The 26428-nt window shown below is 69.3% G+C and carries 24 protein-coding genes and 1 pseudogene; 4 read left to right on the forward strand and 21 right to left on the reverse strand.

Going from position 1 to position 26428, the window contains the following annotated elements; translation table 11 throughout:
- Positions 1-59 precede the first annotated feature (59 nt).
- The gene (locus ACFV8T_RS27145; protein ID WP_385332525.1) at positions 60-2216 is read left to right on the forward strand and encodes an OmpL47-type beta-barrel domain-containing protein; all 2157 of its coding nucleotides are present in this window, start codon (positions 60-62) and stop codon (positions 2214-2216) included.
- 12 nt (positions 2217-2228) lie between these two features.
- On the opposite strand, the gene ACFV8T_RS27150 is transcribed toward ACFV8T_RS27145, so the two are convergent.
- Complete coding sequence (locus tag ACFV8T_RS27150; protein ID WP_385332257.1) at positions 2229-3308, reverse strand: ABC transporter permease; 1080 nt, start codon at positions 3306-3308, stop codon at positions 2229-2231.
- Positions 3305-4315, reverse strand: a complete 1011-nt coding sequence (ligD, locus tag ACFV8T_RS27155) for a non-homologous end-joining DNA ligase (protein WP_385332527.1) — start codon at positions 4313-4315, stop codon at positions 3305-3307. The genes ACFV8T_RS27150 and ligD overlap by 4 nt, the downstream gene beginning before the upstream one ends.
- A 97-nt stretch (positions 4316-4412) precedes the next feature.
- Between ligD and ACFV8T_RS27160 the strand changes: the two genes are divergently transcribed.
- Positions 4413-5480 (forward strand): ATP-dependent DNA ligase, encoded by a 1068-nt coding sequence (locus ACFV8T_RS27160; protein WP_385332260.1) that lies wholly within the window; start codon positions 4413-4415, stop codon positions 5478-5480.
- On the opposite strand, the gene ACFV8T_RS27165 is transcribed toward ACFV8T_RS27160, so the two are convergent.
- The 18 genes from ACFV8T_RS27165 to ACFV8T_RS27250 all read right to left on the reverse strand — a co-directional run bounded on the left by ACFV8T_RS27165 (position 5463) and on the right by ACFV8T_RS27250 (position 23337).
- Entirely contained in the window at positions 5463-6677 is a 1215-nt protein-coding gene (locus tag ACFV8T_RS27165) for a lytic murein transglycosylase (protein WP_385332262.1), read from the reverse strand. The two genes, ACFV8T_RS27160 and ACFV8T_RS27165, sit on opposite strands and share 18 nt — an antisense overlap.
- A gap of 22 nt (positions 6678-6699) precedes the next feature.
- A complete protein-coding gene (locus ACFV8T_RS27170; RefSeq protein ID WP_385332265.1) occupies positions 6700-7446 on the reverse strand; it encodes a hypothetical protein in 747 nt (248 codons plus the stop codon).
- Positions 7447-7576: 130 nt separating this feature from the next.
- On the reverse strand, positions 7577-8074 hold the full coding sequence (locus ACFV8T_RS27175; RefSeq protein ID WP_385332529.1) for a hypothetical protein: 498 nt from the start codon (positions 8072-8074) through the stop codon (positions 7577-7579).
- Positions 8075-8162: 88 nt separating this feature from the next.
- A complete protein-coding gene (locus ACFV8T_RS27180) occupies positions 8163-8777 on the reverse strand; it encodes a hypothetical protein (RefSeq protein ID WP_385332267.1) in 615 nt (204 codons plus the stop codon).
- Positions 8774-9295 (reverse strand): hypothetical protein, encoded by a 522-nt coding sequence (locus ACFV8T_RS27185; protein WP_385332270.1) that lies wholly within the window; start codon positions 9293-9295, stop codon positions 8774-8776. Before ACFV8T_RS27185 ends, ACFV8T_RS27180 begins: the two co-directional genes overlap by 4 nt.
- On the reverse strand, positions 9292-10551 hold the full coding sequence (locus ACFV8T_RS27190; protein WP_385332273.1) for an MCE family protein: 1260 nt from the start codon (positions 10549-10551) through the stop codon (positions 9292-9294). Before ACFV8T_RS27190 ends, ACFV8T_RS27185 begins: the two co-directional genes overlap by 4 nt.
- Positions 10548-11699, reverse strand: a complete 1152-nt coding sequence (locus ACFV8T_RS27195) for an MCE family protein (RefSeq protein ID WP_385332276.1) — start codon at positions 11697-11699, stop codon at positions 10548-10550. The genes ACFV8T_RS27190 and ACFV8T_RS27195 overlap by 4 nt, the downstream gene beginning before the upstream one ends.
- Complete coding sequence (locus ACFV8T_RS27200; protein WP_385332278.1) at positions 11696-12808, reverse strand: MCE family protein; 1113 nt, start codon at positions 12806-12808, stop codon at positions 11696-11698. Before ACFV8T_RS27200 ends, ACFV8T_RS27195 begins: the two co-directional genes overlap by 4 nt.
- A 1-nt stretch (position 12809) precedes the next feature.
- Positions 12810-13829, reverse strand: coding sequence for an MCE family protein (locus ACFV8T_RS27205; RefSeq protein WP_385332280.1), 1020 nt, complete (start codon positions 13827-13829; stop codon positions 12810-12812).
- A complete protein-coding gene (locus ACFV8T_RS27210) occupies positions 13826-14857 on the reverse strand; it encodes an MCE family protein (RefSeq protein WP_385332283.1) in 1032 nt (343 codons plus the stop codon). Before ACFV8T_RS27210 ends, ACFV8T_RS27205 begins: the two co-directional genes overlap by 4 nt.
- The gene (locus tag ACFV8T_RS27215; RefSeq protein ID WP_385332285.1) at positions 14854-16167 is read right to left on the reverse strand and encodes an MCE family protein; all 1314 of its coding nucleotides are present in this window, start codon (positions 16165-16167) and stop codon (positions 14854-14856) included. The genes ACFV8T_RS27210 and ACFV8T_RS27215 overlap by 4 nt, the downstream gene beginning before the upstream one ends.
- Positions 16167-16970, reverse strand: a complete 804-nt coding sequence (locus ACFV8T_RS27220) for an ABC transporter permease (protein WP_072485014.1) — start codon at positions 16968-16970, stop codon at positions 16167-16169. The genes ACFV8T_RS27215 and ACFV8T_RS27220 overlap by 1 nt, the downstream gene beginning before the upstream one ends.
- Before the next feature lie 3 nt (positions 16971-16973).
- Positions 16974-17834 (reverse strand): MlaE family ABC transporter permease, encoded by an 861-nt coding sequence (locus ACFV8T_RS27225; RefSeq protein ID WP_385332288.1) that lies wholly within the window; start codon positions 17832-17834, stop codon positions 16974-16976.
- Positions 17831-18826, reverse strand: coding sequence for an ABC transporter ATP-binding protein (locus ACFV8T_RS27230; RefSeq protein WP_385332290.1), 996 nt, complete (start codon positions 18824-18826; stop codon positions 17831-17833). Before ACFV8T_RS27230 ends, ACFV8T_RS27225 begins: the two co-directional genes overlap by 4 nt.
- 571 nt (positions 18827-19397) lie before the next feature.
- On the reverse strand, positions 19398-20357 hold the full coding sequence (locus tag ACFV8T_RS27235) for a hypothetical protein (protein WP_385332292.1): 960 nt from the start codon (positions 20355-20357) through the stop codon (positions 19398-19400).
- A 47-nt stretch (positions 20358-20404) separates the two neighbouring features.
- Positions 20405-21877, reverse strand: coding sequence for a DUF6801 domain-containing protein (locus ACFV8T_RS27240; protein WP_385332294.1), 1473 nt, complete (start codon positions 21875-21877; stop codon positions 20405-20407).
- Positions 21878-21951: 74 nt separating this feature from the next.
- Positions 21952-22593 (reverse strand): hypothetical protein, encoded by a 642-nt coding sequence (locus ACFV8T_RS27245; RefSeq protein ID WP_385332297.1) that lies wholly within the window; start codon positions 22591-22593, stop codon positions 21952-21954.
- Between the two features lie 120 nt (positions 22594-22713).
- Entirely contained in the window at positions 22714-23337 is a 624-nt protein-coding gene (locus tag ACFV8T_RS27250) for a hypothetical protein (protein WP_266429559.1), read from the reverse strand.
- Positions 23338-24322: 985 nt separating this feature from the next.
- Between ACFV8T_RS27250 and ACFV8T_RS27255 the strand changes: the two genes are divergently transcribed.
- Entirely contained in the window at positions 24323-25537 is a 1215-nt protein-coding gene (locus ACFV8T_RS27255; protein ID WP_385332300.1) for a helix-turn-helix domain-containing protein, read from the forward strand.
- A 209-nt stretch (positions 25538-25746) separates the two neighbouring features.
- A complete protein-coding gene (locus ACFV8T_RS27260; protein ID WP_385332302.1) occupies positions 25747-26010 on the forward strand; it encodes a hypothetical protein in 264 nt (87 codons plus the stop codon).
- Between the two features lie 213 nt (positions 26011-26223).
- Here ACFV8T_RS27260 and ACFV8T_RS27265 read toward each other — a convergent pair.
- A pseudogene (locus ACFV8T_RS27265) lies at positions 26224-26388 on the reverse strand (cytochrome P450); the annotation flags it as partial.
- Positions 26389-26428 lie beyond the last annotated feature (40 nt).

Genomic DNA, 26428 nt, shown 5'->3' on the forward strand with positions numbered 1-26428 from the left:
TCTCGCGAAAGCGGTACCGTCCCGCCCGGCTGTGGCTCGCACTGCTGGGTTCCTTCCTGATGGTCCTGGGGCTGACCTCGACAGCGGCGTACGGCCGTACGGCGGCTCCCGCCGGTGCGGTGGCCGATCAGGTCCTCACCTGGACCGCGGGCGACCCCATCGACCACTATCTGTCCGCCCCGAAGACCGCGGTGGCCGGCAAGGCGACCATCGTCTTCGAGAACAGCGCGGCGACCGGCAACACCACGGGGATGCCGCACACCCTCACGTTCAGCGTCTCGGACCCGGAGTTCAACAACGACGTCACGCTGAACATCCTGGCCAACCCGGCCGACGACCAGGGCGGCAAGCACACCGCCGAGGTCACGCTCTCCCCCGGCCGGTACTTCTACCACTGCACCATGCCGGGGCACGAGGCGATGCAGGGCATCCTCACCGTGACCGAGGGCGGTGGCGGCGAGGACACCACGGCGCCCGGCACCTCGGCGAAGGTGGACGGTGACAAGAACGCCGACGGCGCGTACATCGGTCAGGCCACCGTCACCGTCTCGGCGACCGACGACGGCTCCGGCGTCGACACCGTGGAGTACGCGGTGGGCGCGGACGGGGCCTGGCAGCCGTACACCGCACCGGTCGTGGTCGACGAGGTCGGTACGCACACGATCCGCTACCGCGCCACCGACAAGGCGGGCAACACGGCAGCCGAGAAATCGGTCGACTTCGCGGTCGCCGCGCCGCCGACGGACGACAGGACGCCGCCGGAGACCTCCGCGACCGTGTCCGGCGAGAAGGACGACCAGGGGCAGTACCTGGGGATGGCGACGGTCACCGTGACCGCCTCCGACACCGGGTCCGGCGTCAACACCATCGAGTACGCGATCGGGGCGGACGGCGCCTGGCAGCCGTACACCGCGCCCGTGATGGTGCACGAGGTCGGCACGCACACGGTCCGCTACCGCGCCACCGACAGGGCGGGCAACACGGCAGCCGAGAAGTCGGTCGCCTTCACCGTCGTCGCGCCGCCGACACAGGACAAGACCCCGCCGGAGACCTCCGCGAAGGTCGAGGGCGACAAGAACTCCGACAACGCCTACATCACCAGCGCCAAGGTGACGGTCACCGCGACCGACGCCGAATCCGGCGTGGACAAGGTCGAGTACTCGCTCGACGGCGGCCCGTACCTCGCGTACACCGGCACCGTCATCGTCGACCGCGTCGGCTATCACACCGTCGCCCACCGGGCGACGGACAAGGCCGGCAACACCTCCGTCGCGAAGCAGGTGTCGTTCACCGTCGCGGAGAGCGGGGGCGTACCGGCGCCGAACTGCCCGGAGTTCGACGAGCGGCTCACCGTCATCGTCGGCACGGTCGACACCGGGGTGCCCAACCGCATCACGGGCAAGCGCTGCACGATCAATGAGCTGATCGAGGACGAGAAGGACTGGTCGTCGCACGCGCTGTTCCTCAAGCACGTGGACGGCGTCCTCGACAAGCTGCTCGCCGCCGGTGTGATCGACGCCCGCGAGCAGAAGAAGATCTACCGGGCGGCCAGGCAGTCGGGGATCGGCGGGCCGGGCCAGGACGAGGGCTACAAGAAGCTCTTCGACGGCACGGCGGCGTCCTTCGCCAAGTGGCAGCAGGTCGGCGGCGGAAAGTTCGGGCTCAACGCGGACGGCACCATCACCAGCTCCACCTCGGTGGACGGCATGGGCATGCTCTGGTTCCCCGGGCGGCAGTACGGCGACTTCTCGCTCAAGCTCCAGTGGCGCGACGACGCCCCGGGCGCGGGCAACGCCAACAGCGGGGTGTTCGTGCGCTTCCCGAACGTCCACGACAACCCGGAGGAGTCGCGTCCGGAGTGGGTCGCCATCAAGTACGGCCATGAGGTGCAGATCCTCGACCGTCCGGACGGCGACATGTACAAGACCGGCTCGGTCTACGGCTTCGACCGGATCGGTCTGGCCGGCGCCGGGGTCACGCCCAAGGGCACCTGGAACGACTACGAGATCCGGGTGGTGGACCAGCACTACTCGATCTACCGCAACGGTGTCCTGCTGAACGAGTTCGACAACAACGGCGGTCAGGTCTTCGAACCGCCGCGCGGCGACGACCCGGGGACCGACGGCCGGCGGTACGCCTCCGGTTACATCGGACTCCAGGTCCACAGCACCACGGACGTGGTCTCGTACCGCGACATCCGGATCAAGGAGCTGTAGCCCGGAACCGGGTCAGGTGGCCGTGACCGCGTGCTGAGGCATGTGGTCACGGCCTCCCGGGTGCCGGTGGCGCCACACCCAGAACACCGTGCACGAGACCAGCGCCCAGCCGGCGAGGACCAGGTACGGGAAGACCCGTTGGTGTCCCTGGTAGTAGACGGCGGCGTGCTGGGCGTTGACCGAGGCGCCCGGGGGGAGCCAGCGGCCGATGAAACCGAGCACCGACGGCAGCAGCGGCCAGGACACCGCGCCACCGGAGGACGGGTTTCCGAGCATCACCATCAGTCCCCAGGTGGGGATCATCGCCCAGCGCCCCATCAGGGCGTTGAACATGGTGAAGACCATGCCCGTGGTGAACATGGTGAAGGCGAGGATCATCCACGACTGGACGAACGGCAGGTCGACGGAGCCGAGCAGCCAGTCCACCACGGCGGCGATGGAGAACCCGCCGAGCAGGGCGTAGGCGACAGTGAACCCGACCCGCTCCAGGGGCTCCAGCGCCTTGGCGTGCACACTCAGCTGGATCGCGCCGATGAACCCGACGATCACCGCGGCGAGCGAGATGTAGAAGAGAGCGAGGCCGCGCGGGTCGCCCGGCTGCAGGGGCTTCACGTCCCTGACCTTCACCGGCACATGGGCCGCTTCCCCCACCTTCAGCGTGGACTCGGCGAGCAACTGGGCGACCGAGGCTCCGGAAGCGCTCGCGACGTCCAGGCCGACCCCGCCGTTCTCGGACCGCAGGACGGCGAAGACCTTCTGCTCCTCCAGGGCGATGCGGGCTTCGGCTTCGGTGGCGTACTCGTGCAGCACCAGCGAGGTGTCGAGTGCGCCCTCCAGCCGGTCGAGGAAGAGCTTGTCGCGCGGGGTGTCGAGCTCGCCGACCACGGCGGCCGGGATATTGCGCGGGGTCGGGTTGGCCATCGCGTACGTGTAGGAGCCCGCGAAGAGACCGGCCGCGGCCGCGATGATGAACAGGAGCACGACGGCGGGCAGGTACGGGGACGCCTTGAACTCCGCCCATCGGTCGCCGCGGGCCGGGGGGCGGGCATGTTCCCCGTGCGGTGCGGCGGGCTCCAGGTCGGGCGCGGTCACCCCTCGGTGTCCTCGTCGTGCCGGGCCCGGCTCGGCTGGACCCGTTTCGGCTCGCCGGGCATCTTCGGGTACTCCGGCGGGTACGGCATGTCGCCGAGTCCGCGTTCCCGCTCGTCCCGGTCCGCCAGCTCCAGCAGCCCGTCGAGCCGGAAGGCGTGGTCGTCCATGTCCGCGTGCACGTCGCCCACATCGGCGTAGCGCTTCGGCATGGTCCTGATGTCGAAGTCGCGCGGTTCGGCGTCGTCGAGCTCCTCCCAGCGCAGCGGGGCGGAGACCGGGGCGTACGGGCGGGGGCGTACGGAGTAGGCGGAGGCGATGGTGCGGTCCCGGGCGGTCTGGTTGAAGTCGACGAAGATCCGCTCGCCGCGTTCCTCCTTCCACCAGGCCGTGGTCACCCGGTCCGGCATGCGGCGCTCCAGTTCGCGCCCGGCGGCGATGGTGGCGCGCCTGACCTCGGTGAACGTCCACTCCGGGGCGATCGGGACGAAGACATGGATGCCCCGGCCGCCGGAGGTCTTGGGCCAGCCGCGCAGCCCGTGGTCGTCGAGCACGGACCGCAGCTCGTGGGCGGCCCGTACCGCGTCGGCGTAGTCCGTGCCGGGCTGCGGGTCGAGGTCGATGCGCAGTTCGTCCGGGTGGTCGGTGTCGGTGCTGCGGACCGGCCAGGGGTGGAAGGTGAGCGTGCCGAGGTTGGCCGCCCAGATGACGGCGCCGAGCCCGGTGGGGCAGATCTCGTCGGCGGGCCGGCCGCTCGGGAAGGCGATCCGTGCCGTGGGGATCCAGTCGGGGAGGTTCTTCGGGGCCCGTTTCTGGTAGAAGAACTCGCCCTCGACGCCGTCCACGAAGCGCTGGAGGGTGGTGGGCCGGTCGCGCAGGGCGCGGGTGATGCCGGGGCCCACGGCCAGGAAGTACTCGGCCACGTCCCTCTTGGTGTAACCCTTCTCCGGGAAATAGACCTTGTCCGGATTGGAGAGCCGTACGGCCCGTCCGTCGGCTTCGAGCTCCACTGCTTTCACCGCTGCGCCCATGACGGTCACGGTAGGCCGGGCTCACATATGCCGCATATCGGGAGACTTGCGCCTGTTCCTGGGTGAGAATCGGGCCATGGATCTGCCGGTGATGCCGCCTGTGAAGCCGATGCTCGCCAAGTCCGTGGCCAGGATCCCGCCCGGTATGCAGTACGAGGCCAAGTGGGACGGCTTCCGCGCGATCGTGCACCGGGACGGCGAGGAGGTGGTGATCGGCAGCCGCACCGGCAAGCCGCTCACACGCTACTTCCCCGAGCTGGTCACCGCCGTGCGGGACAATCTGCCGCCGCGCTGCGTGATCGACGGCGAGATCGTGATCGCGTACGACGGGCGGCTGGACTTCGACCGGCTCAGCGAGCGCATCCACCCCGCCGATTCCCGGGTGCGGCTGCTCGCCGAACGGACCCCGGCCAGTCTGATCGCCTTCGACATCCTGGCGGTGGGGGACGACTCCCTGCTCTCCACCCGGCAGTCCGACCGCCGTGCCGTGCTGGAGGCGGCGCTGTCCCACGCGTCCGCCCCCGTCCACCTCGCTCCGGCGACCACGGACCCGGCCCTCGCCCAGGAGTGGTTCGAGCGCTACGAGGGCGCGGGGCTCGACGGTGTGGTGGCCAAACCGCTCGATCTGCCGTACCGCCCCGACACCCGGGTGATGTACAAGATCAAGCACGAGCGGACCGCCGACTGCGTGGTGGCGGGATACCGCTTCCACAGGAGCGGCCCGGTCGTCGGCTCGCTGCTGCTCGGCCTGTACGACTCCGGGGGCGTGCTCCAGCACGTCGGAGTCTGTGCCGCCTTCTCGATGAAGCGCCGCGAGGAGCTGGTCGCGGAGCTGGAGCCGCTGCGCGTCGATTTCGCCGGCCACCCGTGGGCGGCCTGGGCCGACGCCGAGGCGCACGAGCACGCCCGGCTGCCCGGGACGCAGAGCCGCTGGTCCGGGAAGAAGGACCGGTCGTGGGTGGCGCTGCGACCGGAGCGGGTCTGCGAGGTCGCGTACGACCACATGGAGGGCGACCGTTTCCGGCACACCGCCCGGTTCCGCCGCTGGCGGCCGGACCGCACCCCTGCCGGCTGCACCTACGCGCAGCTGGAAGAAGTGGTGCGGTACGACCTGGCGGAGGTGCTGTCAGCCGGCGGACGGTGAGCCCGACGGCGTGGCGCAGGGGTCCTCGCTCGTCGTCGGGTCGGGCTCCGGGGACCCGGTGGTCCCGGTGGTGTCGGTCGGGTCAGGTGACGGCGAGTCGGTCGGGCAGCCGGGGCCCGGCTCCGAGGTACCGGGGTCGGGGCTCGTACCGGGGTCCGGGGTGGCCGGTCCGCTGCCGGTCGGATCGGGTGAGCCGGTGCCCGGGTCGGTGGGGTCCGGGGAGCCGGTGGGGTCCGGGGAACCGGTCGGTGCCCCGGAGGGCTTCGGGGTGGCCGACGGGGAGGGGTGCGGCGAACCGCCGGGCTGCGGGCCCACGATGATGCCGCCGTCCGGGGTGCCGGGGCCGCCGACCGGACGCTTCGGCTTGTTCGGGCCGCCCGCGCCGGGGCTCTTCGGGACGGTTCCCTTGCCGTCGGCCACCGGATGGATGCCCTTGCGGTAGAACTCCAGCCAGGACAGCACGGTGCGCAGATAGGTGTCCGAGTGGTTGTAGCTGAGGATCGCCCGGTCCAGATCGGCCTTCACCGACAGATCGCGCGGTCCGGCGCAGAGGTAGTACCCGGCGGCCAGGGCGGCGTCGTAGATGTTGCCCGGATCGCGGCGGCCGTCACCGTTCCCGTCCTTGCCCCAGTGGGCCCAGGTCGACGGGATGAACTGCATCGGGCCGACCGCCCGGTCGTAGGTACGGTCGCCGTCGTACACGCCGCCGTCGGTGTCCGGGATGTCGGCGAATCCCGCACCGTTGAGGACCGGTCCGAGGATCGGGGTGAGCGTCGTGCCGTGGGCGTCCACCCGTCCCCCGCCGGCCTGGCCGGACTCGACCTTGCCGATCGCCGCGAGCAACTGCCACGGCAGACGGCATCCGGGGTCGGTCTTCCCGAGTGCGCTCTCCGCCTTGCGGTAGGCGGCGAGCACTGTGGCCGGGATGCCCGCCTCGGCCCAGGACCGGGCGGCGGCCGGGCTCTGTTTCTTGCCGGCCTTCGGCGGCTTCGGCGACTGGAGCGGCGGGAGTTCGGTGTGGTACGAGTCGTCGTTGGGCACGTGCGACCATTTGACCTCGTCGGCCTCCTGGCGCTGCTTCGGTGCCGTTTCATGACCGACGAGTCCCGGCGCCTGGGACGCGGTGAGCGCGGCCATCGTGGCGACCGCGGCCGCCGTGCCGCCGAGTCCGCGGCGCATCGTGCCGTTGAACCTCATGCGTGCTCCCCTCTCCCCCGGGTCACCGGATGAACGTATCGATGGCGGAGATCCGCCAGGTGTCGCCGCGGCGAACGGCGTCCACGGCGAACATGGCCGCCGCGTAGGTCGTCTCGTCCGACTTGCCGGTACGGGTGTTGCTCTGGTCGGCGAAGATCAGCAGCCGGGCCCGGTCGCCGTCGAGGAGTTCCACACCGCTGTCGGTGACGGTCGTGGTCAGCACGAGCTTCTGCTTCTGCCCCTGGGCCCGGACCTGGGCGAGCATGTCCTTGTGCTGCTGCACCGCCTTGCCGACCAGGTGGGTCCTGGCCGCGTCCTCGGAATTGCCGGGCGAGGCGTAGTTGTACGAGAACACCGCGCCGACGGCGTCGGCGATCTGGCCCTTCACCTCGCTGGTGCTGCCGATGTCGGTGAGGGCGGTGTTCTGCCGGGACGGGTCGTCGCGCAGGCTGCCGGCCGAGGTGAACGCCCAGGCGGCGAAGGCCCCGAGCAGCACGGTGAGGGCGCAGAGAACGGCGGGCAGCCGGCCACGGAGGCGGGACGGCCGCTCGCGTCGCGGTTCCGTCCTCTCCCGGCCGTCTGCCGGACCGGCGTCGTCCGTGACCTCGTCGCCGGTGGTGGTGTCCTTCGCGTCGGGGGTACGCGCCGGCTCGTCCCGGGACGTGTCCGGGGTCGCGGGCCGCCGCTCCGGGACGGTGGCGGTGGCGCGCTCCGCGGCGACGGTGGCCAGACGGCGCCGGCGGTTGACGAGGTGACGGGTCGTCGACATGTCCGGGGATCCTCTCGGTGGCGGGGTGGGAGTCGGTGGCGTCAGAGGCTGTCGGGTGACCTCGGATCGGAAAGCGGACGCGGTCCGCACCAGGGCGTGGCCGCCCGGTCGGAGGGCACCCGACAGCCTCTCAGCCGGCCGTGTTGCCGACGGGTGCCTGGCCGAGGGCGCTGAGCTTCCACCCCTCGGAGGTACGGGTGAGCTTGCCGAGCATCCGGCTCTCCTTCACCGCGGGCTTGCCCTTCGGCGCGGTCACGGTGACCCGCAGCGCCACCATGACTCCGGCCTTGCCTGCCCGGTCGTCGAGTTCGGTCACCGCCCCGGACAGGATCTGGGCCGTGCTGACCGTCTTCGCCTGCTGGATCTGCTTCACGAACGCGGTCCGCCCGTCGACGAGTTGCTGGTGCAGATCGCCGGTGGTGGAGTCCTCCCAGCTGTCGAGGCCCTTCTCCAGCTTCCGGTGGTCGAGTGTGTTCATGTTCTGCACCGCCTGCTCGCCCGCGGCCAGCGCCTCGTCACGGGCCTGCGCGTACACCGCCGACTCGTCGTGCGCGGCGTCGTACCACGACACTCCGCTCCAGGCCGCCGTGCCGGCCGCCGCGACGGCCAGCACGACCGCCGCCGCCATCAGCGGGTTCCTCGTCATCCGTACCCGTGCCATTGCTGTCTCTCCCCTGCCGGCCGATCCGTACCGTGTCGCGCGAGTGTGGGCGCTGCTATCTGGAGGTGATCTCGACCACGGTCCAGTGGCCGTCCCGCAGTTGGGCGGTGACGGAGAGCTGCGCCGCCGCCGTGGTGGCCTGCTTGCCCTCTCGCTCGTAGACCTGGTCGAGGAAGACCAGCAGGTGGGCGCTGTCGTCCGTCAGCCGGGTCACTCCGGCGCGCACGACATGGGTGGTGAGCGTCAGCTTCTGGTCCGCCGCCTGCTTCTCGACCTGGCCGAACAGCGCCGCGTACTGCTGGAGCGCCTTGCCGGCCAGGAGTTGCTTCGCCGACTCCTTGGTGACGGCGGTGGCCTGCGGGCTGTACGAGAAGACCTTGCCGAGCGCGTTGCTGACATCGCCCGCGACCCGGGTGGTCGCCTCGCTGTCGGTCAGCGCGCGGTTCGAGGTGGCGGGGGTGTCGCGCAGCGCCCTGCCCTCGGCGAAGAGCGCGGCGCCGGTCGCGAGCAGTGCGACGACCAGGACGGCCGCCACGATGCGCGGCCATCGCCGGGCGGGCCCGGACGGGTCCGGCCGCTCCTCCCCGGCGGGCGCACCGGCTTCCTCGGTCTCCCGCGTCTCCGTGTCGGTGTCCGTACTCACGACCGCCGTCCCTCCCCGCTCCTTCATGCGCCGCTCCCGACCGGAATCGCCGTGAGCGCCTTGACCTTCCAGCCGTCCGGGGTCCGGGCCAGCGTGGCCTCGAAGCGTTTGCGTTCGGTGCCGGCCTTTCCGGTGCGCGGGGTGACCTCGACATCGACGGTCGCGATCATCTCGGCCGTTCCGGTCCGCTCGTCGAGCGCGGTGAGCGCCGCGTCGGTGACCTTCCCGCGTGCGGTGGCACCGGACTCGGTCAGTTCCTTCGCGTCCTTGCTCCGGGTGCGCCCCAGCTGGTCGTGGAGCGGCCCGGTCGAGGAGTCGAGCCAGGCGCCCAGGCCGCTGTCCACGCTCCCGGCGTTCTTGGCGTCGAGGCTGTTCAGCAGGGCGAGGCGGTGCTTGCCGTCGGCCAGCGCGGCATCGCGGTGCTTCGCGTACGCGAGGCTGTCGTCGCCCCGTGCCCGGACGTACGACCAGCTGCCGAGGGCGCAGACCAGCACGGCGGCGAGCAGCACCGCCCAGCCGGTCAGGGTCTTCGTACGGGCCGTCATCGGCTGCCTCCCTGTCCGAGTCCCAGCAGGCCGGCCATGCCGTCGCCGTCCGACGGGGTCCGGCCGGTGACACCGAGCGCGCCCGGGAGCCGGTCCGCGTCGTCACCCAGCAGCATCGAGCCGGGCTTCGCGGGCTCGGGCACGGCGCCGCCCCTGGGCGCGTTGGCGCTGCCGCGCACGTTGATGCCGGTGCCGGGCGAAGAGGTGCAGCGGGCCTTGGTGTTGACGGGCGGTCCGGAGGTGGTGTCCAGGCCGCTGCGGTAGACCGTGCCGCCGTATCCGGCGGTGCAGGGCAGGGGTTCGAAGAAGGTGACCGACATGCCGAACCGGGCGCCGTTCTCGTCGATGGCGCTGGCCCCGGCGGCCGCCACCGCGGGCAGTTTCACCAGGAGTTCCTCCATGCCGCGCTGCCGGGTGACGGCGACCTCGGAGGTGGTGAGGAGGTTGGCGACGACGACGCCGAAGCTCGGGTCGAGGTCCCGCAGCAGTCCGCTGATCTGTCCGGTCGCGTCGGGGGCGACCGCGATCAGCTTGCGCAGATCGGCGTCGGATCCCTTGAGCTGTGCGGCCAGTTCCTCGGCACCGGAGGCGAAGCCCTTGAGCGCTTCGCCCTGTTCGGCCTGGGTGCGCAGCACGGTCCGGCCGTCGATCATCAGCCGGGTGTTGACCGGCAGCGCGTCGTCCGCCGCCCGGACGAAGTCGCTTCCGGTGTCCAGCAGCACCTGGAGGTCGTCGCCGCGCCCCTCGAACGCGGTGCCGAACTCGTCGACGACCGTGCGCAGGGATTCCGGATCGACGGAGCCCGCGAGGTCGTTGACGCTGGTGAGGACATCGGTGACGGGGGCGGGGACGGTGGTGTCGGCCTGGTCGATGACGGAGCCGTTCGCCAGGTACGGGCCCTCGGTGCGGGTGGGCCGCAGGTCCACGTACTGCTCGCCGACCGAGGAGAGATTGGCGACGACGGCCTTGAGTCCGTCCGGGATCTTCGGGGCGTCCTTCTCGATGCGCAGTTCGGCCTCGACTCCGTCGTCGGTGAGCTCGATCGGCCCGACCCGGCCCACCGAGACCCCCCGGTAGGTGACGTTGGAGTGGGTGTACAGCCCGCCGGTGCGCGGGAGTTGGACCTTGACGGTGTAGTAGCTGCGCAGGCCGATGTAGTGGCCGAGGTCGGCGTACCGCACCCCGAGGTAGCCGAGCACGAGCACCGCGATGACCAGGAAGGAGATGTTCTTGAGCCGGATGGCGAGGGTGATCATCGGCTGCTCCCGTCCGTGCCCGCCGTCGGGACCGCGGGAAGGGGCAGCGGCAGTGTCCGGCCGGCCCCGCTCGTACCGGTCCCGGTCTGCGGGGGGACCGCCGGGGTGAGCGACGGGATGATCTGTGTGCCGGGCATGGCCGTCACATCCAGGTAGACGTTGAGGTAGTCGCCCTTCACCCCGCGCAGCACCTCGTCCGTGAACGGGTAGGTGAGCAGTACCTGGAGGGAGTCGGGCAGGTCGCGGCCGGAGTCGGCGAGCGCCTTGAGGCTGGGGGCGAGGGCCTTGAGGTCGGCGATCATGTCGGCCTTGCTCCTGTCGACCGTGTCGACGGCGACGGTGGAGAGGGTGTCGAGCGAACGCAGCATGGTGAGGAGCGAGCCGCGCTGCTTCTCCAGGACCTTCAGGCCGGGGCTGAGCCCGGTGAGGACCGTGCCGACGTCCTGTTTGCGGGTGGCGAGGGTGGCGGAGAGCCGGTTCACCCCGTCGAGGGCGTCGGTGATGTCCTTCTTGTGGCCGTCCAGGTTGGTGACGAGGGTGTTGACCCGGCCGAGCATGGAGCGCATCTGGGGTTCGCGTCCGGCGAGTGCCTTGTTCAGCTCGGTGGTGATGGTCTTGAGCTGGTTGACGCCACCGCCGTTGAGGAGCATCGACAGGGCGCCGAAGACCTCTTCGACCTCGGGGTTCCGGTTGGTGCGGGTCAGCGGAATCCGGTCTCCGTCGGCGAGCCTGCCCTGTGCGGTGCCGCGCGCGGGCGCGGCGAGCTGGATGTACTTCTCGCCGAGAAGGCTGGACTGTTCCAGGTGGGCGTAGGCGTTGGCGGGCAGTTCGACCTTGCCGTTGACGCGCATGGTGACCTTGGCGTTCCAGCTGCCCGAGCCGAGGGAGACCTTGGTGACCCGGCCGACGGCGACGTCGTTGACCTTCACCGACGCCTGCGGGGCGAGGCTGAGTACGTCCGCGAACTCCGCGGTGACCTCGTAGGGGTGGTCGCCGAGGTCGGCGCCGCCGGGCAGCGGGAGCTGGTCGATCCCGGTGAACGACGGCAGGCCGGAAACGGTGACGACGAGGGCCAGGCCGACGCCCACGGCCAGCACCGCGGCGACACCGGTCGTGCGGGCTCCGGGTCTGCGCAGCACACGGCTCATCGGTTCGCCCCCTTCTTTTCCGTGGCGGTCCTCGCCGGGGTGCCGTAGACGGTGCCGACGGCAGGGAGCGGCAGGGCGGGCAGCGCCTTGCGGCGTGCGCCGTCCACCGGGGTGAGGCCGGCGAGTCCGGTGGCCCCCGTGAGAGGTCCGCCCATGGAGAGCTCGTTGAGGTTGGTACGGCCGTTGAGCGTGCGGTTCACCGGGTCGTAGGCGTTGACGACGTTGCCCGCGGCGAGCGGCAGCGTGTCCAGTGACTCGGCGAGCGAGGCCCGCTGGTCGACCAGCGTCTGGGTGAGCGGCACCAGGGCGTCCACGTTCGCCTTGAGGGCGCCGCGGTTCTTCTGGATGAAGCCCTTCACCTGCCCCAGTGCGGTGCCCAGTTCCTTCAGCGCGGCGCCGAGGTTCTCCTTGTCGTCGGCGAGGAAACCGGTCACCGAGTTGAGCTGCTGTTCGGCGGCGCGCACATTGCCGTCGTTGTCCTTCAGCATGGTGGTGAAGGTCTGGAGGTAGGACAGCGTGTCGAAGAGGTTCCCGCTGCTCCTGTCGAGGGTCTTGGTGGCCTTGCCGAACTGCTCGATGGAGTTGCCGAGGGCCTTGCCGTTGCCGTCGAGGTTCTTGGCCCCGGTGTCGAGGAGTCCGGAGAGGGCTCCGTCGGCGTTGGCCCCGTCCGGGCCGAGGGCCTTGGAGAGCTCCGTGATGGAGTCGTACAGCTGGTCCACCTCGACGGGCATGGCGTTGCTCGCGGCCGGCAGTACGGCGTCGTCCGCGATCTGCGGTCCGCCGTCGTAGGCGGGGGCGAGCTGGATGTAGCGGTCGGCGACGAGGCTGGGGGCGACGACCACGGCGTGCGCCTCCTTGGGGACCTTGACGCCCTTGTCGACCCGCAGGGTGACCTCGACCTCCTTGCCGCGGGGCGTGACCGCTTCGACCCGGCCGACCCTGACGCCGAGGATCCGCAGGTCCGATCCGGCGTACACACCGGTGGCCCGGTCGAAGTAGGCGGTGATGGTCGTCGTTCCCTCGTCGTCCATGGCCAGCACACCGGTGGTGGCCGCGACGGCCACCACGGCGAGTCCGGCGCCGATGCCGACGATGCGCTTCATTCTCATGTCAGCGGCCGCCTTGCTGCTTGGGTGGCTTGCACTCGGGCCCCGCGGGTGTGCCCGCGGGCACGTACTCCTTGGGGACGACTCCGCAGACGTAGTTGTCGAACCAGCGGCCGCTGCCGAGGGTGTTGCCGACGAGCCGGCTGTACGAGCCGGCGAGCGAGAGCACCTTGTCGAGGCTCTTGCGGTTCTTCACCAGTACGGCGGTGACCCGGCCGAGCGAGTCCAGGGTGGGCTTCAGCTGCTTGTTGTTGTCCTGCACGAGGCCGGTGAGCTGGATGCCCAGATTCTTGGTGCCGGTGAGCAGCTGGTGGATGGAGTCGCGGCGTGCCTGGATCTCGCCGAGGAGCAGATTGCCGTCCTCCAGCAGGGTTTCGAAGCTGCTCTTCTTGTCGGCGAGCGTCTTGGTGAGCTGCTTGCTGCCCTTGAGGAGCGTGGCGAGCTGGGCGTCCCGTTCGGAGACGGTCCTCGAAAGGGCGGAGAGCCCGTCGGCCGCGCTCTTCACGTCCGGCGGGGAGTCCTTGAAGGTGGCGGAGATCGTCTCGAAGCTCTTGGCGAGCTGGGCGGTGTCGATCTCGCCGATGGTCTCGCCGAGTCCGTTGAACGCCTGGGTGACGTCGTACGGGGACGTGGTGCGGCTCGCCCCGATGCGCTCGTGCGGGTCCTGCGGGGCGTTGCCCAGCGGGTCGACGGCGAGGTACTTCTCGCCGAGCAGGGTCTTGATGGCGATGCCGACGGTGGAGGAGTTGCCGATCCAGACGTCCTTGACCTTGAAGGCGACCTTCACCCTGGGGCCGTCGAGCGAGACGCCGGTGACCTCGCCGACCTTCACTCCGGCGACGCGCACCTCGTCGCCCTCGCTCAGTCCGGCGGACTCGGTGAAGTCGGCGCTGTAGGTGGTGCCGCCGCCGATGAAGGGCAGCGAGTCGACGCGGTAGGCGCCCAGGCCGACGAGGGCGAGGACGACCAGCCCCACGACGGCCACGGCGACGGGGTTGCGTTCCCGTACGGGTTTGATCCTCATGACTGGCACCTCGGCTTCCTGACCACGATGCCGGTGGGCGGGGCGCTGCCGTCCTCGGTCGTCACTCCGCTGACCTTGGCCTCGCAGAGGTAGAGGTTGAGCCATGAGCCGTACGAGGTGAGCCGGCTGATCGCCGCCATCTTGGCCGGGGTCTTCTGCAGGAAGTTCTCGATCTGCGGGGTGCCGTTGCCCAACTGGCCGGAGAGCCGCCCGAGTTGTTTGATGTCGCTCTTGAGGGGCGCCCGGCCGTCCTGGAGGAGGTCCGCGGTGACGGTGGTGAGCGCGCCCATGGCCGTGACCGCCTGGCCGAGCGGTTTGCGGTCGCCGGCGAATCCGGTGACGAGCTTCTGCAGGGTGTCGACGAGGTCGTCGAAGCCGGCCTCGCGGTCGTTGACGGTCTTCAGGACCGTGTTGAGGTTCTTGATCACCTCGCCGATCACCTTGTCCTTCGCGGCGACCGTGCCGGTCAGCGAGCCGACGTGCGAGAGGATGCTGTCGACGGTGCCGCCCTCGCCCTGGAGCACCTGGACGATGGAGCCGGCCAGCTGGTTGACGTCGGGCGGGGAGAGCCCTTCGAAGAGCGGCTGGAAACCGTTGAAGAGCTGGGTGAGGTCGAGCGCCGGGGTGGTGCGGGAGAGCGGGATGGTCGCTCCGGCGGCGAAGCTCCTGCCGACCGGCCCGGCCCCCTGGTCGAGGTCGATGTACCGCTGGCCGACCATGTTGAGGTACTTGATCGAGGCGGTCACCGAGGCGGGAAGACTGCGCCCCTTGCGGACGGCGAAGCCGACCTCGGCGAGCCGCTTGTCGGCCACCTCGATGGACTCGACCTGTCCGACCTTGACCCCGGCGATCCGGACACTGTCGCCGACGACCAGTCCGGTGGCGTCGGTGAACCTGGCCTTGTAGGTGGTGGTGTCGCCGACGCCCGTGTTGGCGATGGACAGCGCCAGCACGGTGGTGGCCAGAACGGTCACCAGGATGAAGACGATCGACTTCGTGAGCGGAGCGGCGAGAGAGCGGCGCTTCACTTGAGCTTCACCTCCGCACCGCGGAAGGCCGGACCGATGAGCACGCTGCTCCAGTCGGGCAGGGTCTGCGGCTGGACTTTCAGTGAGGGAGCGACCAGCTCGTTGACGAGCCGGCTCTCCTGCGGGGAGTTGGGCATGCCGAGGGCGGAGTCCTTGGCCGTGGACGCGGTGCCGGCCGGTTCACCGGTGTGTGCGGTACCCGGCGGGGTGACGGCCGCCGCCGTACGGGCGTCGGCGGTCGGCACGGTCCTGCCCACGTACGGCACGGAGTAGCAGTGTGGTCCGCCGGTCGAGTGGTAGACCGGGGTGTCCTTGCCGGGCACGTACTTGCCCTTCGACTTCACGGGCTTGATGGTGACGTGGAGTCCGGGCCGGTCGGTGCCCTTGCCGAGCGCCTTGTCCATGGCCGGCACGAAGCCGGCCATGGTCCGCAGGGTGCAGGGGAATTCGTCCGAGTACTTCGCCAGCAGCTCCAGCGTCGGCCTGCTCGTGGCGGAGAGCCGGATCAGGTTGTCCTTGTTCTCCTGGAGGAACGAGGTGAGGTCGCGCGCGGACGCGGTCGTGGAGCCGTAGAGCCCGGCGAGCTGCGCCTGCTGTTCGGCGATGGTGCCGCTGGTGGTGGTGAAGTCGGTGAGGGCGTCCAGGACATCGGGGGCGGCGTCCCCGTACACCTTGCTCACCTTGACGAGTTCCTTGATGTCGGCGTTGAGCGTGGGGAGTTGGGGGTTGAACTTCGCCAGGTGGGCGTCGAGCGTGACGAGCGTGTCGCCGAGCTTCTCGCCGCGCCCCTGGAGGGCCTGGGAGACCGCGCCCAGGGTGGCGGCGAGCTTCTCCGGTTTGACGGCGGTCAGCAGCGGCAGGACGTTGTCGAGAACTTCCTCCAGCTCGATGGCGTTGCTGGAGCGGTCCTGCGGAATGACGGAACCGGCCCGCAACGGCTGCGCGGACGGCATCTCCGGCGGTACGAGTGCGACGAACCGTTCCCCGAAGAGCGTGGTGGGCAGCATCTGCGCGGTCACGTCGGCCGGGATCCGGTCGAGCTTGCCGGGTTCGATGGCGAGGGTGAGCCGGGCCCCCTTCCCGTCGGCCGCGATGGAGCGGACCTGCCCGACGACGACGCCGCGCAGCTTCACATCGGCGTTGTCGTGCATCTCGTTGCCGACGCTGGAGGTGCGTACGGTCACGGTGGCGTCGTCGGTGAAGTCCTTCCGGTACACCGAGACCGAGACCCATACGAGCACGGCGGGCACGAGGAGGAAGGCGACTCCGGCGAGTCTGCGGCGGACGGTCTGCGTGCGGTGGGAGTTCATCAGCCGGCCACCTTCACCGTCGTGGTGGCGCCCCAGATGGCGAGGGAGAGGAAGAAGTCGGTGACGCTGATGAGCACGATGGCGTTGCGCACCGACCGCCCGACCGCGACCCCCACACCGGCGGGCCCGCCGGTGGCGTGGAAGCCGTAGTAGCAGTGGGCGAGGATCACCATCACGCTGAAGATCAGCACCTTGAGCACCGACAGCAGTACGTCGTCCGGGGAGAGGAAGAGATTGAAGTAGTGGTCGTACGTGCCCGCGGACTGCCCGTTGAACAGGACCGTGATGTAGCGGGACGCGAGGTAGGAGGAGAGCAGCCCGATCGCGTACAGCGGGATGATCGCGACGACCCCGGCGATGATCCGGGTGGAGACGAGGTAGGGCATGGACCGCACCCCCATCGCCTCCAGGGCGTCGACCTCCTCGTTGATCCGCATCGCGCCGAGCTGGGCGGTGAAGCCCGCGCCGACGGTCGCGGAGAGCGCGAGTCCGGCGACGAGCGGGGCGATCTCGCGGGTGTTGAAGTAGGCGGAGATGAAGCCGGTGAAGGCGGAGGTGCCGATCTGGTTGAGGGCCGCGTACCCCTGGAGGCCGACGACGGTGCCGGTGAAGAGGGTCATCGCGACCATCACGCCGATGGTGCCACCGATGACGCCGAGACCGCCGCTGCCGAAGGCCACTTCGGCCAGCAGCCGCTGGACCTCGCGCAGGTAGCGGCGCAGGGTCCGGGGCACCCAGATCAACGCGCGTACGTAGAAGGTGAGTTGTTCACCGGATCGGTCGAGCCAGCTGAGCATCGACATCGGTCAGCTCCCCTTCGCGGGGACGATCTGGAGGTAGATCGCCGTGAGGACCGTGTTCACGAAGAACAGCAGCATGAAGGTGATGACGACGGACTGGTTCACCGCGTCGCCGACACCCTTGGGGCCGCCGCGCGGGTTGAGTCCGCGGTAGGCGGCGACGATGCCCGCGATGAAGCCGAAGATCAGCGCCTTGACCTCGCTGATGTACAGGTCGGGGAGCTGGGCGAGGGCGGAGAAGCTGGCCAGGTAGGCACCGGGGGTGCCGTGCTGGAGGATCACGTTGAAGAAGTAGCCGCCCAGCGTGCCGACGACGGAGACCAGGCCGTTCAGCAGTACGGCGACCAGCATGGTGGCCAGGACGCGGGGGACTACGAGGCGCTGGACGGGCGAGACGCCCATCACCTCCATCGCGTCGAGTTCCTCGCGGATCTTCCGCGAGCCGAGGTCGGCGCAGATGGCCGAGCCGGCGGCGCCGGAGATCAGCAGGGCCACGATGATCGGGCTGGCCTGCTGGATGACGGCGAGGACGCTGGCTCCGCCGGTGAACGACTGGGCGCCGAGCTGCTGGGTCAGCGAGCCGACCTGGAGGGCGATGACGGCGCCGAACGGGATCGAGACGAGTGCGGCGGGCAGGATGGTGACGCTGGCGACGAACCAGAACTGCTCGATGAACTCCCGTACCTGGAAGGGACGTCGGAACACCTCCCGGCTCACGGTCGCGGCGAGGGAGAACAGCTTCCCGGTCTCGCGCAGCGGGGCGAGCAGCCGGCTCGGCGGCTTGTGCTCCGGCGTCCCCGGCGGCGTCGCGTCGGCCACACCGGGCGGGGGCGGCTCGGGGGGCAGCACCGGCATGGGGGCCGTCACGGGCGTTCACCGCCCGCGGCCGGGGTGTAGCTCTTCATGATGGCCGTGCGGGCGGCCTCGGGCAGCTGGCCCATCATCGACAGGACCCGTTCCCGGCGGCGCAGCGCGGCCTGCCGTACGGGCATGCCGGGCGAGGGCTCCAGCTGCGGTACGACGGTGCGCGGCCCGTTGGCGGAGCTGATGCCGACTCCGTAGCCGTTCATCTCCTCGGCGGCGAGGGTGGCGGCGTCCTTCTCCTCGGCCATCCCGATGGGCCCCTCGCGGCGCCCCGCGAGGAACTGGGAGACGACCGGCATGTCGCTGGTGAGCAGCACCTCGCGCGGTCCGAAGGTGACGAGGTTGCGGCAGAAGAGCATCCCCATGTTGTCCGGGACGGTGGCCGCGATGTCGAGGTTGTGGGTGACGATGAGCATCGTCGCGTCGATCTGCGCGTTGAGATCGATGAGCAGCTGGGAGATGTAGGCGGTGCGGACCGGGTCGAGTCCGGAGTCCGGTTCGTCGCAGAGGATGATCTGCGGGTCCAGGACGAGGGCGCGGGCCAGCCCGGCCCGCTTGCGCATCCCGCCGGAGATCTCGCCCGGCAGTTTGTCCTCGGCCCCGAGGAGACCGACGATGTCGATCCGTTCCATGACAATGCGGCGGATTTCCGATTCCTTCTTGCGGGTGTGTTCACGCAGAGGGAAGGCGATGTTGTCGAAGAGCGACATCGACCCGAAGAGGGCGCCGTCCTGGAACATGAGCCCGAAGAGCTTGCGGGTCTCCATGATCTCGCGTTCCGGGCTGTTCACCATGTCGACGCCGTTGATGAGGACGCGTCCGTGCTCGGGCTTCAGCAGACCGATGATGGATTTCAGGAAGACGGTCTTTCCGGTGCCGGAAGGTCCGAGCATGACGCTCACTTCACCGGCGGGCAGTGTGAGAGTGACGTCCTGCCAGATGTTCTGCTTGCCGAAGGACTTCGTGAGGCCTTCGACGACTACTTCGATTCCCATCGGCCCTCCTTCGAAGTTGTGGTGAACGAAGTCATCTGTCAGCGCTCCGGCTCTGAGAAATCCAATGGCGGCTCGTCACACATGCACCAGGAGGCGCACGCTATGTCCGTCGAAACCGCCAGGACAAGCCGTTGAACAGCGGAAATCGACGAATCTGGTGCTCGGTGAGGATCACTTGTCACCGAGTGACAAAGCCCTGCGGCGGCTTTGTCGGAATCTGCGCAAGGTCTCCGGCGTGCGGACCGGCGCCCCGCGACCGGCGGACCGGATCCGCCAGGGCCCCAGAGGTACCGAACGAGCAGCCACGGATAGGTTTTCCCGCTGCTCAACCGGGACGCTACGGCCCGGTAACCTGGCTTTGCAATACTGGTTCGCCATCTTTTTGCACGGCACTTCACGGCCTTTTTTGTTTTTGTGAGCGAGTGAGTAATGCACACCTTGCACTTGTCGGTAAGTGAGTCCTCCGGCACCCCGGTGCGCAAACGCCCGCCGCACCCGGCAGAATGCGCCGGGCGGGGCGGGCGGCGTCACTGATTTCCGTACTCCGCGGGATGAGGTACCGGAGAAGTACCTACCGTGCCACTCCTGCGTGCCAGCTCTCCGAAAGCAGCCGGCCGGCGTTGGGAGCCGCCGCGCCGGGGGACGCCAGACCCCCCGTGTACGTGGCGCTGTCATTGAGTACCAGGTTGTTGTTCCCGGCCGCCGACGGGAGCGCCGTCTTCAGGTTGACCGCCCAGTTCAGCTCACCGAGGGTCAGGGGTCCGCAGCCGCTCACCCCGGGGACGGCGAAGCCTGCGTCGCCCTGGGCGTTTCCGGTCAGCTCGACCCTGTTCAGCGAGCCCCCGGTGTTCGTCGTGCCGTTGGCGTCGAAACGGCGGCTGGCCAGGGCCGGCTGGGTGAGATTCTGCGGACGCAGCAGGACCGGTTCGGAGGTGGTGCCGATGTAGCACTTCGACCCCAGGAAGGGGTTCTCCAGATGGATCCGGACCGGAATGTCGACGATCGTCTTCCCGCTCTGCATCCCGGCGACCAGGTCGAAGTTCCTGGGCGTGCCCGCCGACTGCACGGTGGCGACGACCCGGTTGAGGCTGCTGTTCGTCAACTGCTCGCAGATGCCCGAGACCACCGGAATCCCGCTCGGGCACATGAGGCCGAGCAGACCGCCGGGAATATCCGTCGGGGCTCCGACGATCGCCCCGCCCGCGGGCGGCACGATCCTTGACTCGCCCGTCGCCGTGTTGCGTACGACGCCGAACTGGAGGTCGTTGGCACCGGTCGTCGCCAGGGTGTTGCCGAGCTTGATGGAGCCGCTCACGGAGTGCGAGGCCACGCAGATCGCGATGTCTGTCCGGCCGTCCGCGACCAGCATGGCCGGGTCGTCGACCGGACACCGGGTGAAGGGCGCCCAGTTGCCGTTCATCTCCTGGGCGGAGGCGGCGCTCGCCGGCGAGGTGCTCAGGGGAATTCCGACGGCGACCGCCACCAGTGCGCCGACAAGGGCAGGTCTGACTCGCTTCGGGGCAGCACTCATGATCGTCCAGCCTTTCTGAGGGAGGTGGTACGAAGATGCGCGTGAGTTCAGCGTTCGGGCTTGGGCTTCGGGGGCTCAGGACAGTGCAGAGGCACGTTGTTCACGCAGAGTGGGCCCTGCATCATCTTGGTGTAGTTCCCCGTTCCGGACACCGACGCGGTGAACACGTTGTCCAGGTCCTCCGTCGCCCCGCAGCCACTGAACGGGGGCACATCGGAGTACCCGGTGAGCGGCCCGCCGGACTTGACGGTGTACCCCTCGTCCGGAACGTTCAGACCGGTGGAGCCCTTGCCCGTGAGTACGAGTTCCATCGGCCGCACCGTTCGGCAGTTCGGACCCACATCGAGCGGCGTGCCGTTCACCTTCACGTCGTACAGCCGCACACTCACATGCGCCGTCGATGTCGTGGTTTCGGCTCTGCGCTTGGTCACCGGGTCCTGCACCGACTGGTAGACCGTCTCGATGTTGATGGGGTCGGTGATCGACATCTCCACGGTGGCGGTCGTCGGCATGAAGCCGAACGTCAGGAACGTCGACCGGGCGGGCGGCATCTGGGGCTTGCCGTTGTAGTCCATCGTGCCTTCGGAGTGGATCCAGGTGAGCCCACCGGTGGGACAGGTGTAGGCGGCGAACATCGACTGGAGCTGGAGCCGGAGATGAGCGGGGTCCCTGAACTCCATGGCGGCCTTCTGCTTGTTCACGTTGGCGTAGCCGGCCATGTATCCGTGCGCCCCGGTGGCGGGCACGGAGATCGGGCCGTAGAAGAGCTTGCAGCCGGGCAGCTCCGGCGGCTCCACCTCCGTGGCCTTCGCCTGCTCCTCGGTGTCCGTGCTCCGGGCTTCCACCTTCGGTGACGCCCCCCCGCCCGAGTCCGGGTCCGGCGTACCGGTCACCGGACCGTCGGGCGACGCGGGTACCTCGACGGTGCCCAGCTCCGCCGACTGATCCGCATCGGCCGTGCAGGACACGGAGATGACGGCGGGATCGGCCGGCCCCGCGTCCGCGGCCCGAACCACCAGGTCCAGTTGCAGTTTGCCCGCCGTGAAGACCATGGCACCACTGGATCGGGGGGTCACGGTGGGCACGGCCCCGGTCGCCTCGACGGCCACGTCCTGCTCCGGGGTGATCGTGGACTCGGGGATCTGGAGCCCTTCCCACATCACATCCGCCGACACACCGTTCTGTGTCACCGCCGTCTCCAGACGAGCCACCCCGGACAGCTCGGGCTGTGCGCCTTCCGGCAGTTCGCCCAGCAGCTCCGGCGCCAGCGCCAGACCGAGCCGTACCTGCTCCGGCTGGACAGCGGCGCCGACCGGAGAGCTCAGCGGCAGTTCGACGGAGACGGTCACATCCGCCTCGTGCCGGCCGGATGCCGATGTGCAGGAGTACCCGAACCGGGACTCGGCCACGTGGGTCCCGCCGGCGACGCCGGTACCCGGCATGAGCCCGGCCAACAGAGCCATCGCGCCGACGGCACCGGCCTGCACCACTCGCCGGGGGCGGCTCGACTTCATTCTCATCTCGGCAACCTGCCGTCGTCTCGGAGCTGACTGTTCGTCTGCGGAAGCACTCGCGGACCCTCGCGGTCAGTGACTCACGGGGAGGTCACGGCGATGGGATCGTCCAGCACATAGGTGGCCGAGTACTCGACGCTGTCACCGTTGTTCAGCAGTCCCATGCAGGCCCCGTTGCCACTGACATTGCTCATCGTGAGTCCCTTGCCGTTCGCGACGGTCAACTCACCGGTGGAATTGCTGTACGTTGCATGACTCAACGATCCGGCTATCGTCATCGTGCAGTGCCCCAACCACGTGTCGGCGCTGAACGCCAGATTCACATCGGCCAGTCTCCCCGTGACGATCCCGCCGGCGTAGCTCTCACCGTCGAATCTCATGGTGGTGGAGACCAGTTCGGCGGTGAACGTCGTTCCGAGAGGGCCGTAGCACAGGTCGTCGACGGGGTTGCCCCACGAGAAGGTCGTGACGTCGGCCAGCCCGGCACCGTCCGGGTGCACCCCACTGGGCGCCGAACCCTTCACCCGGGTGCCCGACCCCCCGCACTGCAGCTGCTGGTCGGTGCCGACGTCATGCACCACAGCGTAAGTTCCCGCCTTGAGCGAGCCCGAGAACGACCCGTCGGCGTGGGGATTGCTGACGGTCCACTGGACCTGCGAAGTGCCTGACGCCGACGTCACCGACAGGCCGAAGGCAACTGCCACCGCGCCGGCGGTCAGCAAGGAACGCTGGATGACACTCACGGATCTCCTCATGGCAGGTGGGGTCGGCTGCACCCGGGTCCCCTCGCGCCGCCTCTGCCGAGGAGGCGGCGCGCGGGGACCTCATGTGCCGTCAGTGACTCACGGGGAGGTGACGGTGATCGCCTTGTCCAGCACATAGGTGGCCGAGAACTGGGCGGTGTCACCCGCGTTCATCAGGCCCGAGCAGTTGTTCGCCGTCGCGATGGTGAGTCCGGTGCCGTTCGTGATGCTCAGCACACCGGTGGAGTTCGTGTACTTCGCGTTGGCGGCCGAACCGGTGATCGTCGCGGTGCAGACACCGAACAGGGTGTCCCCGGTGATCGTCACGTTGACGTCCGTCAGGTTGCCCGAGGTGACTCCACCCGCGTAGCTGGCACCGTTGAGCTTGATCGTTCCGCTGGTGAGCGAAGCGGTGAACGTCGAGCCGAGCGGGCCGGCGCAGGGAGAGGCGGCAGTGCCCCAGGTCGCCGAGCTGATTTTGGCCAGGCCGCTACCGTTCGGGTACACGCCGGTGGTCGCCGTGCCGCTCGCCGCCGCCGTGGAGCAGGACACGCCCTGCCCCGTGGTGTTGTCGAGCAGCTCGGCCGTCGTGCCTGCCTTGAGGTGAGCCGAGAACGACCCGTTGGCGTTGGGGTTGGTCACGGTCCACTGCGCGAGGGCGGTGGCCGAGGCCGACGTGGCGGCGAAGCCGAGCGCGGCTGCGGCGACGGTCGTGGCGAACATTGCTCGTCTGAGGGTGTTTCTCACGGAACATACCTCCGGGAAGTGGAGTTGGACGTACCCGATTACCCCGCGCCACGCCCTGGGAATGGGCCCGGCACGAGGGCGGCTCACATCGTGGAACGCAGAAGTCGATGGACTCGACTGCGTGATCGAACTCCGTGCGGATCGAACGTTACGAGCCAGTAGCCCAACGCGGCAATACCCGGCGCAGAAAATCCCCGACCCTCCCGGCAAAAGTATTCCGCCTTAGCGATAACTCAGCAGATCGCCGCGATTTTCTATACGAAAGTGAGTAGTTACGGCCCCGCCATGCGCCCCGGACCCCGCAGGACACTCATCCCGGGCGCAGTCACCGGCGACGGGGCGACCCGCCGACCGGCCACGTACCCGTCGGTAAGATCGTCGGACCCGCGGCCGAATGAGCCCCGGACGCACCGCGGCCATCGAACCACCGAGCCGCACGACACACCATGGAACCCGCTCCCGGACCACGGAACGCACCCCCGCCGGAACAGTTGAAGAATTACCCATTCCGGCCGCCCGGTTCTTGTGTTCCGCGAATCCCGAGGGTTTTACCTTTTCCGAAGAATGCGCTCCCTTTCGAATACCGCGCAGCAGGCGGAGCGGATGACCGCAGACCGTCGCGATCGAGGCCGCAGTGCTGCGGCAGGACGCACACCACCCGCACGTATCCCCACCAATCACCCGGACGGAAATCAGTTACCCGCGGTCACTTTCTTGTCGCCGGAAGAGTAGATGTCCGAAAAACATTGTCCTGAAGTGAGCACGGGCGTCCCACCTGCACCGAAGCACCACAACGGGGCCAAGATATGTGCCCCTTGCACTTCGATCTTGCCCAAGTAGTGGGCACAACCGCTGACTTGGTCTATCTTCATCGCGAACTTGGTACGCACCTGTCGGTTCGTGGGAGCGCTTTCCCCACCGCCTGACCCCCCACCGGGCGCCGGAGAGCAAGGGGACAGTCATGCCAGAACTCATACAGCCGTCGGACACCGGGGATCCACTGGGGCCGCTCCCCCAGGAATTCGCCGCCATCATGCGACCCGAACTGCCCAGCCTGATCAAGGAGATCGGCGTCGAGGTCACCCGGGCCTATCCGGAGTACGCCCGGCTGCTCAGCGGCCCCAACGGGCAGGCCATCCGCGTCGGCGTCGAGCAGAGCCTCTCCTCGTTCGTGGACCTGGTCGCCGAACCGTCCGCCTCGACCTCGCTCCGCGACGACATGTGCCGTCGGTTCGGGCGCTTCGAGGCGTACGAGGGGCGCACCATGGAGACGCTCCAGGGCGCCTACCGGCTCGGGGCCCGGGTCGCGCTGCGACGGGCCAAGAAGGTCGGCCGGAGCTACAACTTCTCACCGACCCTCATGCTCAGCTTCGCCGACGCGCTCTTCACCTACATCGACGAGCTCGAATCCCTGTCCCGGGAAGGCTTCCTGGAGGTGCAGTCGCAGACCGGCGAACAGACCGAGGCCATGCGCCGCCGTCTGCTGCACCTGATCCTCGCCGGGCGCCCCGCACCCCGTACCGCCATCGCCGAGCTCTGCGAACAGACCGGATGGACCCTCCCCGAGAAGGTCACCTTGGTCGCCGTCCGCTCCCCCGCCACCCTGGACCGGGCCGTGGCGGACCGCGACGTCCTGGCCGATCTCAGCGACCCCCAACCCCACTTACTGGTCCCCGGAGCGTTCGACGACGCCCGAAGACACATGCTGGACGAGGCGCTCCTCGGCACCCACGCCGCGATCGGCCTGACCGTGCCCACCGCCCTGGCCTCGGACTCGATCCGCTGGGCCCGCCGCGTGCTCGAACTCGTCGACACGAACATCATCGACGACGCGCCCGTCGTCCTGTGCGAGGACCACCTCATCACCCTGTGGCTGCTCTCCGACCCGGTGCTGGTCGACCAGCTCGCCCAGCGCGAACTGGCGCCGATCTCGGGAATCAGCGCCACCCGCCGGGAGCGGCTGGTCGAGACCCTGCGGATCTGGCTGGACACCCGTGGCACCGCGGCCCACATGGGCGAGTTGCTCGATGTCCATCCGCAGACGGTTCGCTACCGGATGCGCAATCTGGAGTCCATCTTCGGCCAGCAACTGACCGACCCCGAGAGCCGGTTCTCCACCGAGGCCGTGTTACGGGCGCTCCAGTTGCGGGCCCGCGGCGAGGAATCACCGCTCTGAGCACTTCCGGCCGGATCACGGTCCTCATCACGAGTCAACTTACTTACGGGTAAGGCGAAATAGACGGTCACTCTCAAACGGTTGCCACACGGAGACGTTCTCAACGAGAAACCTGGAACTGCGTCCCGTACATATGGAGATGCCGGCCGCCGCACCCGGCGGCCGCACCCGGAACCACCTCCTGGCCAACCATTCCGAGAGGGCCCCCCATGACCGCCTCACACCTCCTCGTCCCCGTGCCGATCCCGGATCGGGTCGCCGCGCTGATCGGGTCCTGCATCCCGCCGCACATCCTGCAGGCGGAATTCGACGCCGAATGCGCCGCGCGCGAGGTGCGCAGCTTCCGCGGTCCGCGGCTCTGCGACGAGGACCGGGCCGACCGCGAGCAGGTGCTCTCCGAGCTGGCCCGCGCCAACAAGATCCTCGCCGCCCACCACCCCAGGCTGGCGGTGCGCCCCGGCGGCTCCTGGTGACTTTCGCGCACCGCACCCGTCTTGCGAGGGGCCGGCACGGCAGCAGCAGTTCCGCCCGGAGGCGGCGGGACAGCTGACGGCCCTGCTCCCACCGCCCAGGTCGTCCGCCCCGCGGTGGCCGGGCGGGACGCGCGGGAAGAGACCCCGAGGCCCGTCATCCAGGAGGCTGCCCGGATCGGGCAAGGTCCATGTGGTCGTCGCCCCGGTCGACCCGGTGAACTCCCCCGCCCGGTCCAGGAACACCCGCTCCACGTCCTCGCACCGGGAGATGAGGTAACTGTTCGTGGCCTCGTGCCGGATCAGCGGTGAGCTCTCGCGCCTGATCCGATACGCCCCGTAGGGATCGGCCGCGAAGGCGGGCGAGAGAATGTCGGGCAGCGACGGCGATTGCTATGCGACCGGCTCGTGCGGGGCAGGT

The organism is Streptomyces sp. NPDC059832 (assembly GCF_042731715.1).
Classification (GTDB): domain Bacteria; phylum Actinomycetota; class Actinomycetes; order Streptomycetales; family Streptomycetaceae; genus Streptomyces.

What these genes read in the sequence shown, in the direction of transcription:
- ACFV8T_RS27145 (WP_385332525.1), top strand. Translation starts at nt 60, where the DNA reads ATGGTCCTGGGGCTGACCTCGACAGCGGCGTACGGCCGTACGGCGGCT.
- ACFV8T_RS27160 (WP_385332260.1), top strand. Translation starts at nt 4,413, where the DNA reads ATGGATCTGCCGGTGATGCCGCCTGTGAAGCCGATGCTCGCCAAGTCC.
- ACFV8T_RS27165 (WP_385332262.1), bottom strand. Translation starts at nt 6,677, where the DNA reads ATGAGGTTCAACGGCACGATGCGCCGCGGACTCGGCGGCACGGCGGCC.
- ACFV8T_RS27170 (WP_385332265.1), bottom strand. Translation starts at nt 7,446, where the DNA reads ATGTCGACGACCCGTCACCTCGTCAACCGCCGGCGCCGTCTGGCCACC.
- ACFV8T_RS27175 (WP_385332529.1), bottom strand. Translation starts at nt 8,074, where the DNA reads ATGGCGGCGGCGGTCGTGCTGGCCGTCGCGGCGGCCGGCACGGCGGCC.
- ACFV8T_RS27180 (WP_385332267.1), bottom strand. Translation starts at nt 8,777, where the DNA reads ATGAAGGAGCGGGGAGGGACGGCGGTCGTGAGTACGGACACCGACACG.
- ACFV8T_RS27185 (WP_385332270.1), bottom strand. Translation starts at nt 9,295, where the DNA reads ATGACGGCCCGTACGAAGACCCTGACCGGCTGGGCGGTGCTGCTCGCC.
- ACFV8T_RS27190 (WP_385332273.1), bottom strand. Translation starts at nt 10,551, where the DNA reads ATGATCACCCTCGCCATCCGGCTCAAGAACATCTCCTTCCTGGTCATC.
- ACFV8T_RS27195 (WP_385332276.1), bottom strand. Translation starts at nt 11,699, where the DNA reads ATGAGCCGTGTGCTGCGCAGACCCGGAGCCCGCACGACCGGTGTCGCC.
- ACFV8T_RS27200 (WP_385332278.1), bottom strand. Translation starts at nt 12,808, where the DNA reads ATGAGAATGAAGCGCATCGTCGGCATCGGCGCCGGACTCGCCGTGGTG.
- ACFV8T_RS27205 (WP_385332280.1), bottom strand. Translation starts at nt 13,829, where the DNA reads ATGAGGATCAAACCCGTACGGGAACGCAACCCCGTCGCCGTGGCCGTC.
- ACFV8T_RS27215 (WP_385332285.1), bottom strand. Translation starts at nt 16,167, where the DNA reads ATGAACTCCCACCGCACGCAGACCGTCCGCCGCAGACTCGCCGGAGTC.
- ACFV8T_RS27220 (WP_072485014.1), bottom strand. Translation starts at nt 16,970, where the DNA reads ATGTCGATGCTCAGCTGGCTCGACCGATCCGGTGAACAACTCACCTTC.
- ACFV8T_RS27230 (WP_385332290.1), bottom strand. Translation starts at nt 18,826, where the DNA reads ATGGGAATCGAAGTAGTCGTCGAAGGCCTCACGAAGTCCTTCGGCAAG.
- ACFV8T_RS27235 (WP_385332292.1), bottom strand. Translation starts at nt 20,357, where the DNA reads ATGAGTGCTGCCCCGAAGCGAGTCAGACCTGCCCTTGTCGGCGCACTG.
- ACFV8T_RS27240 (WP_385332294.1), bottom strand. Translation starts at nt 21,877, where the DNA reads ATGAGAATGAAGTCGAGCCGCCCCCGGCGAGTGGTGCAGGCCGGTGCC.
- ACFV8T_RS27250 (WP_266429559.1), bottom strand. Translation starts at nt 23,337, where the DNA reads ATGTTCGCCACGACCGTCGCCGCAGCCGCGCTCGGCTTCGCCGCCACG.
- ACFV8T_RS27255 (WP_385332300.1), top strand. Translation starts at nt 24,323, where the DNA reads ATGCCAGAACTCATACAGCCGTCGGACACCGGGGATCCACTGGGGCCG.
- ACFV8T_RS27260 (WP_385332302.1), top strand. Translation starts at nt 25,747, where the DNA reads ATGACCGCCTCACACCTCCTCGTCCCCGTGCCGATCCCGGATCGGGTC.